This window comes from Desulfitobacterium sp. (assembly GCF_035539115.1).
In the GTDB taxonomy this organism is placed as follows: domain Bacteria; phylum Bacillota; class Desulfitobacteriia; order Desulfitobacteriales; family Desulfitobacteriaceae; genus Desulfitobacterium_A.
The window spans coordinates 65,694-81,206 of sequence record NZ_DATLJA010000029.1; the positions used below are offsets into that span (position 1 = coordinate 65,694).

At 43.5% G+C, this 15,513-nt stretch carries 17 protein-coding genes; 13 read left to right on the forward strand and 4 right to left on the reverse strand.

Features of this window, described 5'->3' with window-relative positions; genetic code table 11:
* Window positions 1–11 precede the first annotated feature (11 nt).
* The 3 genes from VM640_RS05360 to VM640_RS05370 form a co-directional block, all read right to left on the reverse strand.
* Window positions 12–815, reverse strand: a complete 804-nt coding sequence (locus tag VM640_RS05360) for an ABC transporter ATP-binding protein (RefSeq protein WP_325390390.1) — start codon at window positions 813–815, stop codon at window positions 12–14.
* Window positions 799–1,716: an ABC transporter permease gene (locus tag VM640_RS05365; RefSeq protein WP_325390391.1), complete on the reverse strand. Its 918-nt coding sequence runs from the start codon at window positions 1,714–1,716 to the stop codon at window positions 799–801. The genes VM640_RS05360 and VM640_RS05365 overlap by 17 nt, the downstream gene beginning before the upstream one ends.
* Before the next feature lie 161 nt (window positions 1,717–1,877).
* Window positions 1,878–2,876, reverse strand: coding sequence for an ABC transporter substrate-binding protein (locus tag VM640_RS05370; protein WP_325390392.1), 999 nt, complete (start codon window positions 2,874–2,876; stop codon window positions 1,878–1,880).
* Window positions 2,877–3,184: 308 nt separating this feature from the next.
* Between VM640_RS05370 and VM640_RS05375 the strand changes: the two genes are divergently transcribed.
* The 4 genes from VM640_RS05375 (at window position 3,185) to VM640_RS05390 (ending at window position 5,759) form a co-directional block, all read left to right on the forward strand.
* Window positions 3,185–3,598, forward strand: coding sequence for a LysM peptidoglycan-binding domain-containing protein (locus VM640_RS05375; protein WP_325390393.1), 414 nt, complete (start codon window positions 3,185–3,187; stop codon window positions 3,596–3,598).
* A 265-nt stretch (window positions 3,599–3,863) separates the two neighbouring features.
* Window positions 3,864–4,238: a GntR family transcriptional regulator gene (locus tag VM640_RS05380; RefSeq protein WP_325390394.1), complete on the forward strand. Its 375-nt coding sequence runs from the start codon at window positions 3,864–3,866 to the stop codon at window positions 4,236–4,238.
* Between the two features lie 2 nt (window positions 4,239–4,240).
* Entirely contained in the window at window positions 4,241–5,107 is an 867-nt protein-coding gene (locus VM640_RS05385) for an ABC transporter ATP-binding protein (protein ID WP_325390395.1), read from the forward strand.
* Complete coding sequence (locus VM640_RS05390) at window positions 5,100–5,759, forward strand: ABC-2 transporter permease (protein ID WP_325390396.1); 660 nt, start codon at window positions 5,100–5,102, stop codon at window positions 5,757–5,759. The genes VM640_RS05385 and VM640_RS05390 overlap by 8 nt, the downstream gene beginning before the upstream one ends.
* Before the next feature lie 132 nt (window positions 5,760–5,891).
* On the opposite strand, the gene VM640_RS05395 is transcribed toward VM640_RS05390, so the two are convergent.
* Window positions 5,892–6,644 carry a hypothetical protein gene (locus VM640_RS05395; RefSeq protein ID WP_325390397.1) on the reverse strand — a complete coding sequence of 251 codons (753 nt, stop codon included), beginning with the start codon at window positions 6,642–6,644 and terminating at the stop codon, window positions 5,892–5,894.
* Between the two features lie 1,019 nt (window positions 6,645–7,663).
* Here VM640_RS05395 and VM640_RS05400 point away from each other — a divergent pair.
* From VM640_RS05400 to VM640_RS05440, 9 genes are all read left to right on the forward strand, one after another.
* On the forward strand, window positions 7,664–7,813 hold the full coding sequence (locus VM640_RS05400) for a Flp family type IVb pilin (RefSeq protein WP_325390398.1): 150 nt from the start codon (window positions 7,664–7,666) through the stop codon (window positions 7,811–7,813).
* 342 nt (window positions 7,814–8,155) lie between these two features.
* Window positions 8,156–8,674 carry an A24 family peptidase gene (locus VM640_RS05405; protein WP_325390399.1) on the forward strand — a complete coding sequence of 173 codons (519 nt, stop codon included), beginning with the start codon at window positions 8,156–8,158 and terminating at the stop codon, window positions 8,672–8,674.
* Window position 8,675: 1 nt separating this feature from the next.
* The gene (locus VM640_RS05410) at window positions 8,676–9,065 is read left to right on the forward strand and encodes a TadE/TadG family type IV pilus assembly protein (protein ID WP_325390400.1); all 390 of its coding nucleotides are present in this window, start codon (window positions 8,676–8,678) and stop codon (window positions 9,063–9,065) included.
* A 16-nt stretch (window positions 9,066–9,081) separates the two neighbouring features.
* Window positions 9,082–10,134 (forward strand): pilus assembly protein TadG-related protein, encoded by a 1,053-nt coding sequence (locus tag VM640_RS05415; protein ID WP_325390401.1) that lies wholly within the window; start codon window positions 9,082–9,084, stop codon window positions 10,132–10,134.
* 45 nt (window positions 10,135–10,179) lie between these two features.
* A complete protein-coding gene (gene cpaB, locus VM640_RS05420; RefSeq protein WP_325390402.1) occupies window positions 10,180–10,914 on the forward strand; it encodes a Flp pilus assembly protein CpaB in 735 nt (244 codons plus the stop codon).
* A 14-nt stretch (window positions 10,915–10,928) separates the two neighbouring features.
* On the forward strand, window positions 10,929–12,167 hold the full coding sequence (locus VM640_RS05425; protein WP_325390403.1) for a response regulator: 1,239 nt from the start codon (window positions 10,929–10,931) through the stop codon (window positions 12,165–12,167).
* Between the two features lie 11 nt (window positions 12,168–12,178).
* Window positions 12,179–13,531: a TadA family conjugal transfer-associated ATPase gene (locus tag VM640_RS05430; RefSeq protein ID WP_325390404.1), complete on the forward strand. Its 1,353-nt coding sequence runs from the start codon at window positions 12,179–12,181 to the stop codon at window positions 13,529–13,531.
* A 19-nt stretch (window positions 13,532–13,550) separates the two neighbouring features.
* Window positions 13,551–14,510 carry a type II secretion system F family protein gene (locus VM640_RS05435; protein ID WP_325390405.1) on the forward strand — a complete coding sequence of 320 codons (960 nt, stop codon included), beginning with the start codon at window positions 13,551–13,553 and terminating at the stop codon, window positions 14,508–14,510.
* 40 nt (window positions 14,511–14,550) lie between these two features.
* A complete protein-coding gene (locus VM640_RS05440) occupies window positions 14,551–15,459 on the forward strand; it encodes a type II secretion system F family protein (protein ID WP_325390406.1) in 909 nt (302 codons plus the stop codon).
* Window positions 15,460–15,513 lie beyond the last annotated feature (54 nt).

Genomic DNA, 15,513 nt, shown 5'->3' on the forward strand with positions numbered 1-15,513 from the left:
GTGTGAGTAAATTAAAAAGTACTCGCTAAAATCATTCGGTCATTATTCATATGCACGCCACTCGCTTTTTCAAACATCTCCAGTAAGCGGTTCATGCTCATATTATTACGGTCTGTGCCCTTAAGATCGAGGATAATCCTGCCATCGTGCATCATAAGTGTACGATTACCCACTGCTAAGGCCTGTTCTAGATTATGCGTAATCATTAGGGTGGTTAAATGTGACTTTTCCGTAACTGAGCATGTTAAATTCAACACTTTTTCAGCAGTTTTTGGATCGAGAGCAGCTGTGTGTTCATCCAGAAGCAAAAGCCGAGGTTTTTTGAGTGTTGCCATTAACAAGGTCAGGGCCTGACGTTGACCACCTGAAAGAAGACGAACTTTCGTAGTTAACCGTCCTTCCAAGCCCAAACCGAGCTTCGTTAGTTCCTCCCGAAAAGACTCTCGTTCTTTGCCCTTAAGCGCCCATCGTAAACGGCGGGGCTCGCCGCGTTTCAAAGCCATAATCAGGTTTTCCTCGATGGTCATGGAAGCAGCTGTTCCAGACATGGGATCCTGAAAGACACGGCTGATGAGTTCAGCCCTTTTAAACGACGGCAATTTTGTAATGTCTTTACCATCCAGAATAATATGGCCCTGATCGGGAAGAAAGGTGCCGGCAATGGCATTCATCAGCGTTGACTTACCCGCTCCATTGGAACCAATCACAGTAACAAAATCTCCGGGATCCAAGTGCAATTGTACACGGTCCAACGCTATTTTCTCATTAATTGTCCCTTGGTTAAACACTTTGGTAAGATTATTTACTGTTAGCATAATTGGTCTCCTTTCCACGTGCAGCACTGCTCAAGGCCGAAACCTTAAATTTCATATTGGGTGCGGCTAAAGCAATAATGACGATAAAAGCCGTGATCATCTTTAAGTCGGTCGGTCCAAGCCCCATTTGCAAGGCAATTGCAATGATGATCCGATAGATTATACCACCGCAAATCACAGCAATCAGCGTGCGTCCGAGGTTAGAAGTACCTATAAGAACTTCTCCGATAATCAAGGAGGCTAATCCAGCCACGATCATCCCGATACCCATCCCGGCATCAGCGAATTGCTGATTTTGTGCCACAAAACTTCCAGAGAGGGCAACAAGACCATTCGATAAGGCCAATCCCAACAATTTCATACCATTTGTATTAACCCCTAAGCTCCGAATCATCAACTCATTATCCCCGGTTGCTCGCATAGCCAAACCTAACTCCGTCTTTAAGAATAAATAGAGAAGAACGCCGAGCACGAAGATCGTAAGGAAGGCTAAGACAAGCACTCCATAAGTGTGCATACCGGGAAGGTTCTTGAAGTCGGTAAAAATCGTCCGTGCTTTAAGCAGGGAGACGTTCGCCCGACCCATAACCCGCAGATTAACAGAATAGAGCGCAGTCATCGTCAAAATCCCAGAAAGTAAAGGAGAAATCTTAAACCGGGTATGGAGAAAACCGGTAAAAGTTCCGCCTAAACACCCAGCAGCAAAAGCGATCGCAGTTGCCAACCACGGGTTTGTGCCATTGTATATTAAAATTGCCGCAGTCGCTCCACCAAGAGTAAAGCTACCTTCAACAGTAAGATCAGCATAATCGAGAATTCGAAACGTTAGATAAACTCCCAGAACCATGATGGCGTACATCAAACCTTGTTCGAGTGTACCAACAGCAATTTGGGGAAACATCTTTACACACCTCAATTTCTTCTTTTGGAAGAAGTCTCGATATTCGTGTATGGGTTAACACAAATATTTTTTTCGTATCTTTTTTGATACGTTTATCTTCTATATCTCTTTATCTTTTCCACTTGAAGTTTCTTACGTTTTTTACAATAATTCTGTTAGGTTTATTTTAAAATTGCTTTTTGTTGTAAATCGGCTGGTAGCTTAATTCCCAAAAGTTCTAAGGTTGCTTTATTAAAGACAGTATCAAACTCTTTTTGGCTCTCAATCGGCATATCCTGAGGTTTTTGGCCTTTTAATATCTTAAGAGCCATATCACCCGTTTGTGCCCCTAATTTTTTATAATTGATACCAATTGTTCCCAAACCGCCCTTATCGACGATACTACTTTCCCCAGGGATCAAGGGGATCTTATTCTTATTGGTAACTTGAATCACGGAATCCGAGGCTGATACCACGGTATTATCTGTGGGAACATAGATCGCATCCACTTTTCCAACAAGAGATTGAGCAGCTTGTAAGACATCAGCAGTAGTAGCTACGGTTACTTTAACAAGTTCTAGCCCTGCTTGATTGGCAATAGTTTCTGCCATTGCAACTTGAACTTGGGAGTTATCTTCACCCGCATTATAAATAACTCCAACCTTCTTGGCGTTTGGAACAACTGTTTTGAGAAGATCAAACTGTTCCCTCAAAGGATTCATATCTGTGGTCCCGGTTACGTTCTTGCCGGGTTTCTCCAGGCTATCCGCTAAGCCTGCCTTAACTGGATCGGTAACGGCTGTGATAAGAATGGGAGTATCCTGGCTTGCACGAGCCATGGATTGAGCGGCGGGAGTTGCAATCGCAAGAATAAGGTCAAGCTTTTCCGAGGCAAACTTTTGCGTAATTGATTGAAGTATAGACTGATCATTTTGCGCACTTTGATATTCGACGGTTAAATTTTTTCCTTCTTCATACCCATTGGCCTTTAAGGTTTCTAAAAATCCTTCTCTAGCTGCATCCAAGGCCGGATGCTCCACAATCTGCACAATACCAACCTTAATTGCCTTTGGTCCTGTCGTATTTCCGGCTTGCGTGTTTTGATTTGTCGGGGATGTACCACATCCTGCTAAGCTCAACGCCATCATGAGCGAGAGTCCTAATGCTACAATCTTCTTCATCCTACAAATGCCTCCTCATATTTGGCAATACTTGAAAAAGGGTATAAAAAATACACCTCCGCAGGAAGTGCACCTCTCCAGTCCCATTCCTACTGTACTACCATACTACAATCATTTAGTTTATTTTATGTTATAGTTTTGGGAAACGATTGTCAATAACCTTTGCTTAAATATTTTTTCTTATTTATGCTTGGTACATACTCATATTTCCTTCATATCCATATATTGTTATCAAACAGCCCCTCTAATCAATATTTCATTGAAGCTTTGAGAACCTTAAGATAACAGGACGTAAAGGAGGAAATATTATGAATTACCCAATGCAACCAATGGCTGGTCCTGCAGGTATGATGGGAACCCAAGGAATGGGAATGGCGCCTGGTACTATGGGAGCCGCTCCTGGAATGTATAACCCTGCTTTTCCCCACGCTGGCCTCGTCAATCTTGACCCTGATTGCGCTCCAGGTGCTGTAACTCTTGATGTAGGTAATCCCTGCTGCTATCCACAGTATGGTATGGGTATGGGTATGGAAATGCATCATCGTACACCTGAACCGCTGCCGACTCCTGCACCCGAAGTCTATGTTGTCAAAAAGGGAGATAGTGTCTACAAAATTGCTAAGCGCTATGGCACGACCATGAGAGCGATCATCCTCGCAAATAATCTCAGAAATCCTGAGCTTATTTATCCCGGCCAGCTCTTATATATCCCCGGTGTCTAATTCTAACGCTTTGATTCTTCCCCGGGGGAGCATCAAATAAAGAACGAACGGCTGAACCCTTGGGTTCGGCCGTTCGTTCTTTATTTCAGCCCAAAAACCGCATCGATGAGGCGATTTTTGGGCTTTACAAAAAATGCATATTGGGTTAGTATGTATATATTGTATATGGACAGTATCGACATTATATATGGTTAATTTGTCTTTTGCTCTTTTAACTTCAGTTAACATTATAAACCAACTCTTTAATAGGAAGGAGGATAAGGAATTGAAAATCGTCATTTCCAATTCTTCATCTGACCCCATTTATCAGCAAATTTTCAATCAAATTCAGGAAGCCATTTTTCAAGGTGAATTAAAAGAAGGCGAAGCTCTACCCTCAATTCGCAACCTTGCTAAAGATCTGCAGATCAGCGTAATTACGACAAAACGAGCTTACGATGACTTGGAACATGAGCGATATATTGAAACCGTTCCCGGCAAAGGCTCTTTTATCGCCGTTCAGAACAAGGAACTTATGCGTGAAAAACATCTTCGGATTCTCGAGGATCAACTCACCGAAGGAATTCATACTGCTAAACTTCTGCGGCTAAATCTTGACGAACTCCAGAACATGCTGACCCTGCTTTACGAGGAGGATTAAAAATGGAAAACATTTTAGAAGTTAATAACCTAACAAAACATTTCTCAGGCTTTTCCTTAAATAAGATCAGCTTTTCACTGCCCAAAGGCTATATTATGGGCTTCATCGGGCCAAACGGAGCAGGGAAAAGCACCACGCTTAAACTCCTTCTTAATTTGCTCAAAAAGGATGGAGGAGAGATCAAAATCTTTGGGCTGGATTCTGTCCGAGACCAACTGGCTATTAAAAATAGAATCGGCTTTGTTTTCGATGAAAGCTTTTATTATGAAAATTTGAGCATTGACGAAATCATTCGAGTGATCAGTCCCCATTACCAAAGGTGGGATGCCCAGGCCTTTAAACGCTGGATGAAAACGTTCCAGATTCACACGCGTCAAAAAATCAATGAAATGTCCAAAGGGATGAAGCTGAAGCTTTCCCTAGCCATCGCCCTATCCCATCACGCCGAATTGCTGATCATGGATGAACCCACTGCAGGACTTGACCCCATCGTGCGCAGAGACCTGTTAGACATCTTAACAGGTCTTCTTCAAGATGAAAATATGGGCATTTTCTTTTCCACACACATTGTCTCCGACCTCGAAAAAATCGCCGATTATATTACCTTGATTAATCAAGGTAATATAATCTTCAGTGAAAACAAAGATCAGGTTCTCGAAGAATTCAAGCTGGTTAAAGGCGAGAAGGAGTTACTCACCTCAGCTGTACGTGCATTCTTTATCGGCATCCGCGAAAATCACTTTGGTTTCGAAGGGTTACTTCGCAATCCTGGCTTACTCCCCCCGGAGTTAAAAGAACACATTCTCGTCGAGAGACCCACCCTCGAAGAAATTATGCTCTACACAGTAAAGGGGGAAGACCATGCTTAATCTCATCCTGAAAGATCTGATTCTCAATAAGAAGTACCTTGGATATGTGCTTGTTTATGGAATTTTCTTGTTAATCGCCTTTCAAGCTTTACCAGGAGGACAATTTATTGCTATCACTGTAGGCATCGGCTATATATTAATGATTAACGCTACAGCTTATGATGATAAGAACAATTTCGAAATTATCTTAAACAGTCTCCCCATTTCTCGATCCAAAATAGTCTATGCGAAATATTTAAGTATTTTGCTCTACACAGCTTTGGCGATTGTATCCTATCTACTGGCTGCTTTCATCATTCAAATCTTCCATTTAGCGATTTATGTATCACCTTTAACGCCGCTGGGCGTGATCAACGCGCTTTTTACCCTCGGCCTGATGTCTGGAGTATATTATCCTCTCTATTTTAAAATAGGCTATCTGAAATCCAATCTTATTAGGACTTTAGTTTTTATGCTGTTCTTCTTTGCACCCCTGTTTTTGAGCGGGTATCTACAAAGCAAGCCCAAAAATCCCTTGCTTCGAAGCCTGTTGGAAACTATCAATAGCCTTTCCTCAACTCAACTCAGCCTCATCTTTCTCTTTCTGACGATGATCTTCATAGGTATATCTCTTGTCCTTTCTCTTCGCTTTTATGAGAGGCGCGAGTTCTGAGCATGTCTGGAACTGAAGTTTGTTGTGTCTTTTAGAAAAATTTGAATAATGTGTACTTATAAACTAAAGGCAGCTTCGTCTAAGAAACTGCCTTTGCTACTATTACTCGGTTATTGAACTTCTTTTACCCTTTTATTTTACGGCCGGCTCACCTTTGAGAGATTTGATCAGGTCTAAAGCGTCTTTTATAGTCGCTTCCTCACCCTCCAGCACAAGGGTTATAGCACCTTCAGACCCATTGACTCCGCCTGCAGCAATGCACTTGGCCTGAACAGGGAAGAGGGTCTCTAAGGCTGTTATTTCCGTAACCACGGTCGCGCCAAGCATGGGCACTAGTCCCACCTTATCGCCAATAGCTTCGTCAGGACGATGTCCCGCCATAAACTCGACAGCTTCACGGACATCCGGAACGAGCTTTTCTAAGCCTATCGGTACGATTAGCTCAATTCCGCGAACATTGAGTGGACCCGCTGCAGCACCTATTGTTCCACCCGTGAGATTAGAAGCTGCGACAGCTGCCAAGCCTGTATGATCCACAGCATTTCCACCTTTGACGAAAACATCTCCCGGTTCTAATTTGGCGAGATAATCTTTCCAATGAACTTCTGCTCCAAGAGCTTTACCTTTGGTAATGATAAAAGGATGAATGCGGGTATTCTCTACGCTAACCCCAGTTTTTCCTTCGGTAATAATACCTACCGTATAAGCACTTTTAACCTCGATTGTAATCCCTAGGATTTCCTCCGCCAGAAAGGCATTAGTCGTTCCTCCGGCTAGGACAATTGTATGTTCTGCTAATGCCTTTTGCATAACAGGTAGAGCTTTAACCCCCTTTGCGATTAAACGTTTAGATTCACTCGAAGTAAGTGTAATTTGTGCTCTCATCAAAATTCCTCCATTATCTTTAATATTTTATTACCTTTAAGATCTCAGCTGATCCAGCTTAATTTATCTGACTCATCAAACCATCTCATGCTTATTCATATTTTAGAACGATCTGTTCCAAACGTCAAAAAGGTTCTGGAAAAAGTCGAAAATCGAATTTGGTAGCAATAAACCATTACAGGAATTTTTTAGTAACAATTAATCCCTCTTTAACATAATTTAAACTAGGTAAAACCCCATACTAAGAATTAAATCACGGGAGGGAAATATTATGGCACTTGGTGGAGCAGTTGTTGACGGATGTGGACCAAACTTCTTACCAGGAATTGCAGTAGTTGTTGTGATTATCCTTTTGCTCATCGCAATGGGAATCGTCTTCTAATTTCGCATAGGTTTGCTAAAAAACGGAGGGAGGATCATTATGTACGGATATGGATGTGGCGCACCGCTTGGAGGATTTGTAGGAGTTGGGATTATTGCCATAGCGATTCTCATCCTGATTGCCCTCGGCGTAATCTTCTAAAAAAGTTGAGCTTAAATTAAACAAGAGGGCGTCCTGATTTACGGGGCGCTCTCTTTTAATCTTAATTTCTATGTTGCGGTCTTACAAAAGACCGTTTATGTTCAATATTGAAAAAGAAGGAAGTTAGACTATTGTTTTTGAGTTACACCTATCAGGCGAAAATACGTCTTATTTTCGTTCTTAATCTCAATATTCGAATGTTATCTCCATTATACATCTCCATTCCCGTATTTTCACATTTCAGCTCTCTAATCCATTTCTTTTTTCCCTTTATACCTAGTCCTTCGTAGGGCTTGACTAGAGCTTAAGTCCCTTGCAATCAAGGACTTCATCACGAAATATTTAGGTCTTCTTCTACTTCCAAACGTGACCTATGCTTCATGTTTAAAAAAGTTGAAAGATATATAATTAAATCAGAAGAAGACTTAATTGAGATTAATTTATACATAATAAATCAAAAATGAAGGGATTGGTGTTTTCTATGAAAAATAAATTGATGGGGCTTTTGAAAGACGATGCAGGTCAAGCCATGACTGAATATGGGTTAATTATCGCGTTGGTTGCTGTGGTAGTGATTGCTGCAGTTGCACTTATTGGTACCAACCTTAACGGCATATTTGGTAAAGTTTCCGAAAAACTTCAGTAGAGTTGCTTTAAAACTCCATTTAAATTTGTCATTGAAAAATCTAGTCTTTCCAATGTTACTCAAATTTACTTTATTGGTTTATACACCCAGATTATTCATCCCGCCAGGTCCAAAGGAGCATTGACCCAAGAGGTAGTCCTTTTCCACATTTTTACTCGATTTGTTATTACTGGTGTTTGACTTTTTTCCTAATACTTTTATGCAACGCTACTGGCTAAACTTACTACTACTCCCTAAAGCTTAACTTTTAAATTTTCTTTGCTACATGAGTATATTCACTAAATACCTTGAACGACCCTACTGTCCTACAGTAGGGTCGTTTCCCTCAAGGAGGACAATGTGATGGGCCCTACTGAAGTTGCCTTAGGTTTCACTCTAAGTATCGCTGCTTTCACAGACTGGCGGGAACGCCGAATTTATAATAAGCTTCTCGGACCTTCCTTCCTGGTGGCTCTATTCCTGCAAACCTATTTTAAGGGCTGGGCAGGATTGAGAGAAAGTCTGATTGGAGCCCTAATTGGGTTTGCCATCTTGCTGATTCCCTATTTTCTAGGGGGGATGGGAGCGGGGGATGTTAAGTTACTTGCCGTCATCGGTGCCTTCGGCGGAGCCCGCTTTGTCATCATCAGCTTTCTTTACGGAGCGATTATTGGTGGTTTCATTTCGACAATCCTGCTCGTTCACCGTGGGGCACTTTGGGTAACCCTCAAACGTTTCCTCCTCTTACTTCCTTTCCTAACTAAACCGGAAAACTTAAGTGAGGATATGCGGAATGCTCAGAAGGAAAATTTTCCGTATGGAATCGCCATAGCTTTGGGTACCGTTCTTGCTATGTTCGTACCTTTTCAAGGAGGATTTTGAAATGAAACTTCATCAAGAGGAACGAGGACAGGCCATGGTCGAAATGGCCCTGATCCTTCCTCTCTTTTTACTTCTCCTCTTTGGGATGATTGAAATGGGGCGGGTAGGCTACGCCTATGTTACGGTCAGTAATGCCGCTCGTTCCGGGGTTCGAGTCGCTACCACCGGAGGAATGGATCAGGACATTCAAAACGCTGTAATCTTAGGCGCCCCCACCTTAAATCAGGCTGAACTAACAATTATAATTACCCCGACTCAGATTGACCGACAATCGGGGCAAAGTGTCCAAGTTCAAGTCACATATCCTGTACACCTCATTGTCCCCTTGATTAGCAACATTCTTCCTAATCCTTTCGTGGTTAGTTCGATTCTAAGCATGCGTGTTGAATAGAACGGAGGAGAAACGCATGGCTATATGGACAAGAATAAAGTTTTTTGATCTGAAATTTATCAAGAGGGCAAAGACGTTACTTAAAACTCCGGGATCGCAAACTCCAGAGCGTAAGATCAACCCATCTGAGCGAGGAAGTATTGCAGTTATATTCGCTTTAGCGATGGTCGTCTTATTAGGAAGCTGTGCTATAGTGGTCGACATTGGGTTGCTCTATGTTCAAAAAGCCAAACTCCAAAATACGGTTGATTCTGCTGCTTTAGCTGGGGTTCAGGAACTCCCGGGTGACACAAGTAAAGCTACTGATGTCGCCAAAGCCTATGCCTTGCAAAACGGTACTGAAAATATAACAACTCGCTTCGAAGCCAATAATTTTAAAATAATTATTTCAGCTCAAAAGACTGTACCTACTTATTTCGCTAAAATCTGGGGAATCAACTCCGAGCAAATATCCGCTACCGCCCGAGCAATGATGCTACCCCCGACCTCAATGTCTGGGGCTGTTCCCTTGAGCGTTCAGGAGCAGAACTTTGAGTACGGGGCTCTCTATACCTTAAAGTCTGGATCAAGTGACCAACCCGGTCCGTACAGCGGTTGGTTCGGAGCATTAAGGCTCAGTGGTAGTGGCGCCAAAACGTACGAAACTGATCTGGCTTATGGTTATCAGGGAACCTTGAGCTTCGGCCAGATTGTCGATGTAGAACCTGGTAATATGAGCGGGCCAACTCAGAAGGGCATTGAAACACGATTTGCTCAGGATCAAAGAGTCCCCCGGAATACGTTTGCTGACTATGGCCGTAATGCTCCAGAGATCATCTATGTTCCGATTGTCCACCTTCTTGATGCCAACAAGCAAGTGCAAATCGTTGGATTTGCAGCCTTTTTCCTGGAAGGAATTCCGGGTAACGGCAATGATTCTATTATTACAGGCCGCTTTATCAAAACTCTAATTCCCGGCAACAAAACAGAGTGGAGTCTAACGGATCTTTTAAAAAAAGAAAATGATATAAGCGCTGGGATATCAACTGATGCTTTCGGTCTCTATACCCCTAAGCTCGTCGCACAATGAGTAAGCCTCTACGGGCAATCGAAACTGGTTTGGAGTGAATAATTGATGCAAAGAAAAGGCTTCTTGATTCTCGCCTTAATTTGTGGCCTGATCGCAGCTGGCTCAACTTATATTTTCTTAAGCGGTACGCAACGCAGCCCTCAGATAAGCCTAAAGCCGCTGGTCATCGCCAAAGGCAATATTCCAGCACGTTCGGTCATAAAAGCAGAACAACTCACGACCAAAGATATTCCAAATGAAGCTTATCCCGTTGGTGGTGCTTCTTCCATCCAAAGTGTGGTTGGCTCTGTTGCCTTGGTCAATTTAACGTCAGGTGATTCCATCGTTAATTCTGTCATTGAGCACCCCACAAGTAATGATAATAATTCCGCCGCTTCCAGTGCGCTCACAGTACCTGACGGAAAGCGTGCGGTAGCCATCCCCATTGGGCTTGTCAGCGGGGTAGGGTTTATGGTTAAACCCGGAGACCATGTGGATATTCTCGTGACGATGGAGGTTAAAGACTCCTCTGGGAACTCCCAAACCGTTACCACTTTAGCCGCCCAAGATGCTCTGGTCTTGAGCAACGGTGAGAGCTCAGTTTCTGATAAAACGAAGGTTGAAGCGAAATCCTATACTCTTGCCCTCACTGTACCTCAAGCGATGGTCATAACCTTAGGGAGCGAAAAGGGAAGTCTCCGTTTATTATTAAGAAATCCAGCCAATACCGATCAGCAAGTGGATGCGCCATTTACAGCGAGCCAGTTTCTGGATCCCAATTACTTCAATCGTTATAAATAAAGGAGGACTAGGAAATGAAACGCATAAGCGTTCTCATCGTCGATGATATCAACGAAACCCGTGAAAGCGTCAGACGCCTCCTGGAATTTGAAACTGATATCGAAGTAATCGGAGAAGCAGGTACCGGCTCTGAGGCCTTGCGTCTCTCGGAAAGCTTACATCCCGATATCGTACTCATGGATATCAATATGCCAGATATGAATGGAATTCGGGCAACTGAACTTCTCGCTCTTCGGGTTCCGAACTGTTCGGTCATCATGATGTCGGTTCAAGGGGAACAAGACTATCTCCGAAGTGCTATGATGGCGGGAGCCCGAGAATATATCGTCAAACCTTTCACTGGGAGTGAATTGACAAGCACTATTGCCAGAGTCTATGAGATTGAAAGCCGTAAACGCGAGGCCTTAGGGGAGCAACCTGAACTACCGGCAGCCACTGACAAAACCCGAATGGGTCAGATTATTTCCTTCTTCAGCACGAAGGGTGGAGTAGGCAAAACCAGCTTAGCCACAAATTTAGCCGTAGAGTTAGCTCGTTCTGGAAAGTATCGAGTGCTCCTGATCGATTTGAACTTACAATTTGGCGATGTGTGCGTCTTTTTAAATCTAGCACCTAAACGCAGTATTGCCGATTTAGCCCAATCTGGCTCTCTTCAGTACAGTGACATCAAGTCCTTTCTCTTAACCCACTCTTCAGGCCTCCAAGTGCTTGCTGCACCCACTCGCCCTGAATATGCTGATTTAGTCAGCGTCGAACAAATAGAACAAATTCTTAAAGAAGTTCAACCATATTTTGATTTTATTATCTGTGATACCGTGAGCCGGTTTGAAGAAATTAGCCTGCTTAGCCTCGACTTAGCAGAAAAAATCTTTCTGATTGCCGGTATGGATGTCCCAGCCCTTAAAAATACGAAGCTCAGCTTGGAGACCATGGAAGGTCTCAATTATCTCGATAAAATAAGCCTCATTTTAAATCGGTCAGGCAAAGAAATGGGACTCGAACGTCAGGATGTGGAGAAAGCGCTGAATATCAAAGTTGACTTTGATATACCGAGCGATGGTAATACCCTGCTTCCTGCGCTTAACCAAGGTATTCCTTTTGTTATTTATCATCCGCAAAGCAAAGCAAGTGAGGGCATCCACATTATCGCCCAAACCTTAACCAAGCAATCCGTTCAACCGAAGGAAGCGCCCTCCGCTCACGATACTGGTCGTAAGAGTTTTCACCGATTTCGCCAGTTGTTTGGCTTGTAGGAGGATTAGACATGTCCTTACTTAAACGTTTAGAAAAGGAAAAAAATATTTCGGAAGAACCTGTTCAGGAATTGCGTACCAATCGACCTATACAGCTTCTTGATCCCTGGAAAGATTTCAAAAATCAAGTTCATCATGAAGTTATTCAAACCTTGGATACTTCAGAAACGGAGAATCTAGAGGTTGAAACCCTTCGTCCAAAGGTTGAAGAAATCTTTGAAAAGAAAATAGAAGTTCAGGGAATTACAATCCCTCGGACTGACCGCCAACGACTCATTCAGCAGATTTTGGACGAAATTCTCGGATTTGGACCGATTACTCCACTATTGAATGATCCGGATATCAATGAAATTATGGTCAACGGTCCGCACCAGATCTATGTTGAGCGTAAAGGAAAATTAGAATTGGTGCCAATCACTTTTTATGATGATCAACACGTTTTGCATATTATCGAAAAAATCGTAGCGCCACTCGGACGAAGAATTGATGAAAGCCAACCAATGGTTGATGCTCGTCTTCCTGATGGTTCACGGGTTAATGCAATTATTCCACCACTCGCTCTGAATGGCCCGACGCTAACGATCCGTAAATTTGCCAAAGACCCCTTTAAGGTAGAAGACCTGATCCGTTTCGGCACCTTAACTGCGGAAATGGCTCTATTTCTCGAAGTCTGTGTTAATTCACGTCTTAATATTATCGTCTCAGGAGGAACCGGCTCCGGTAAAACGACCACCCTCGGTGTGCTCTCTAGTTATATTCCCGAAGATGAACGGATTATTACCATCGAAGATGCTGCTGAATTGCAGCTCCGCCAAGCCCATGTCGTCACCTTGGAAACTCGTCCGCCCAATATTGAAGGCAAAGGGGCCATAACCATTCGTGACCTTGTCCGCAATTCCTTGCGGATGAGACCAGAGCGGATCATCGTTGGCGAGGTAAGAAGCGGGGAAGCTCTAGATATGCTTCAGGCCATGAATACGGGGCATGATGGCTCACTCACCACTGGACATGCTAATACCCCTCGGGACATGCTTTCTCGTCTTGAAACGATGGTCCTGATGGCAGGTATGGACCTTCCCGTGCGCGCAATCAGGGAACAGATATCCAGTGCCCTTGACGTTATCGTCCAGCAAAGCCGTCTGCGTGATGGCACCCGCCGTGTGACCCATATTACCGAGGTTCTGGGAATGGAGGGAGATGTCATCGTTCTCCAGGACATTTTCCGTTTTGAGCAGACCGGTATCGACAAACAAGGGAAGGTTCTTGGGTATTTCCGAGCAACGGGCATTCGCCCACATTTCATGGAAAAATTATTATCAGCTGGACAGTCTCTACCGGAAAATCTTTTTAGTAATGAAGGATAAGCCTTGAGGAGGGAGCTCCATGATTACTTTTTTGTTTAATGTATCCCTCTGGATCGTAGTAATTTCAGTCTTTTTAACGACTTACCTTGGCATCTTAGCTTTTACCCGCCGTAACGAAACGCTCGATGAACGGCTAAAACGTTTCACCGCTTTACGCCCGACTAACCCTTCAGTTCCAGAGCAAAAGACGTTCAAAAATATACTTTCCCATCTAGGGCAATTTACCCCCCAGCGCTGGCGAGCAAAACTTGACCACGAACTCATGCAAGGGGATATTCCTCTTCGCGGTGGGGAATTCCTTGTTCTCCAGGACTTCATCGCCTTCCTATTTTTTCTAGTCGGACTGTTACTGACCCGTTCGCTGGGTTTAAGCCTTCTCTTTCTAGGCATTGGCGGATTTATTCCTCGTTTATTTTTAAAGCGCGCGCAAAAGAAAAAAAGAAAACAATTTAATAATCAGCTTGCCGATTCTTTACTTATCCTGGCCAACTCCCTGCGTGCTGGATTTAGCTTACTTCAGTCCATGGAAATGGTCAGTCAGGAAATGCCCAATCCGATAGCCGGTGAATTCAAGATCACACTTCGCGAAATGACCTACGGTACTTCAACCGAAACAGCACTGTCGAATCTTGCCGAACGGGTTGGGAGTGAAGACTTGGATCTTCTGGTGACTGCTATCCTGATTCAACGACAGGTTGGTGGAAATCTTGCTGAGGTTCTTACCAATATTCACTCAACTATCGAGGACCGGATCCGCATCCAGCAAGAAATTAAAACCCTAACTGCCCAGGGGAGAATGTCTGGATATATTATCGGTGCCCTACCCTTTGGCATTGCAGGGATACTCAGTGTGTTGAATCCGAGCTATTTGAAGCTCCTTTTTACGACTCCTCTGGGTTTAATCCTTCTAGGTGTGGGAGTTTTCTCCCAAATCATTGGTTTTCTCATTATCCGTAAGATTATCGCCGTCGAGGTGTAAACGTCTGCCCCAAACACTTGAATCAAAGGGAGTGAGCGCCATGTTTGAGCCTTTCATCATCCTCGGGACCTTTGGTTTTGTTGTTTTTACAATGCTCGCAATTTTTGCCGGAAAGAGAGTGAAAAAACCTCAAGAACGAATTATGCGAGCACTTGGCCGAGGAGAAGTTATCAACGAAGATCTACCGCCCCTAAAAGAACGGCTTCTCCGTCCAGGGCTTCAGAAGCTGGCCTCGGTCTTTGCTCATCTTCGTCTAAAAAAACGAGCAAATCGGGATTTAACCAGTGGCGGCTTACCTGAGAAGGAAGATAGGGAAGGAGAAGTAAAGGGAGTGCAACTGGGCTTGGGCCTTTTGTTAGGCTTAGTCCTCTTAACGCTGGCTATTCTCCTTCAGACCGCTTCAAGTCTGCGTCTAGGGGCTTTAGTTTTTGGTTTCTTGATTGGCTATTTATTTCCCCAGAGTTGGTTAAAAGCTCAAACTAAAAAAAGGCAGACCGAGATTGAAAAGACTTTACCCGATGTTTTAGATCTTTTAACTGTTAGTGTGGAAGCTGGGCTAGGCTTTGATGCTGCCTTATTAAAGGTAGTCGAAAAGCAAAAAGGGGCCTTAGCTGAAGAATTTCTTAAAGTTCTCCAGGAAATAAAAATGGGACGTCCACGCCGGGACGCCCTTCGAGATTTAGGTCAACGCAACTCAATTGAAGATTTGAGGAGTGTAGTAGCATCCCTGGTTCAAGCCGATCAGCTCGGAATACCTATAGCTGGGGTTCTCCGTAATCAGTCCAAACAGATTCGCCAGAAACAGCGGCAAAGAGCCGAGGAAAAAGCCCAAAAAGCTCCCGTTAAAATGATGATTCCTCTCGTTTTCTTCGTTTTTCCAAGTATTTTCATCATCATCCTTGGACCAGCTGTAATTCAAATTATCGATATGTTTGCAAAACAACAATAATCCGTTAACGAAAAACTAAGTTGAACAGAGAAGAGGCGAATACTCGAAAGGAAA

Bases quoted from the DNA above. Each gene is read 5' to 3' on its own strand.
- VM640_RS05370 (WP_325390392.1), bottom strand. From the start codon at position 2,876: ATGAAGAAGATTGTAGCATTAGGACTCTCGCTCATGATGGCGTTGAGC.
- VM640_RS05390 (WP_325390396.1), top strand. From the start codon at position 5,100: ATGCTTAATCTCATCCTGAAAGATCTGATTCTCAATAAGAAGTACCTT.
- VM640_RS05425 (WP_325390403.1), top strand. From the start codon at position 10,929: ATGAAACGCATAAGCGTTCTCATCGTCGATGATATCAACGAAACCCGT.
- VM640_RS05395 (WP_325390397.1), bottom strand. From the start codon at position 6,644: ATGAGAGCACAAATTACACTTACTTCGAGTGAATCTAAACGTTTAATC.
- VM640_RS05360 (WP_325390390.1), bottom strand. From the start codon at position 815: ATGCTAACAGTAAATAATCTTACCAAAGTGTTTAACCAAGGGACAATT.
- cpaB (WP_325390402.1), top strand. From the start codon at position 10,180: ATGCAAAGAAAAGGCTTCTTGATTCTCGCCTTAATTTGTGGCCTGATC.
- VM640_RS05440 (WP_325390406.1), top strand. From the start codon at position 14,551: ATGTTTGAGCCTTTCATCATCCTCGGGACCTTTGGTTTTGTTGTTTTT.
- VM640_RS05435 (WP_325390405.1), top strand. From the start codon at position 13,551: ATGATTACTTTTTTGTTTAATGTATCCCTCTGGATCGTAGTAATTTCA.
- VM640_RS05365 (WP_325390391.1), bottom strand. From the start codon at position 1,716: ATGTTTCCCCAAATTGCTGTTGGTACACTCGAACAAGGTTTGATGTAC.
- VM640_RS05385 (WP_325390395.1), top strand. From the start codon at position 4,241: ATGGAAAACATTTTAGAAGTTAATAACCTAACAAAACATTTCTCAGGC.
- VM640_RS05375 (WP_325390393.1), top strand. From the start codon at position 3,185: ATGAATTACCCAATGCAACCAATGGCTGGTCCTGCAGGTATGATGGGA.
- VM640_RS05405 (WP_325390399.1), top strand. From the start codon at position 8,156: ATGGGCCCTACTGAAGTTGCCTTAGGTTTCACTCTAAGTATCGCTGCT.
- VM640_RS05415 (WP_325390401.1), top strand. From the start codon at position 9,082: ATGGCTATATGGACAAGAATAAAGTTTTTTGATCTGAAATTTATCAAG.
- VM640_RS05400 (WP_325390398.1), top strand. From the start codon at position 7,664: ATGGGGCTTTTGAAAGACGATGCAGGTCAAGCCATGACTGAATATGGG.
- VM640_RS05410 (WP_325390400.1), top strand. From the start codon at position 8,676: ATGAAACTTCATCAAGAGGAACGAGGACAGGCCATGGTCGAAATGGCC.
- VM640_RS05430 (WP_325390404.1), top strand. From the start codon at position 12,179: ATGTCCTTACTTAAACGTTTAGAAAAGGAAAAAAATATTTCGGAAGAA.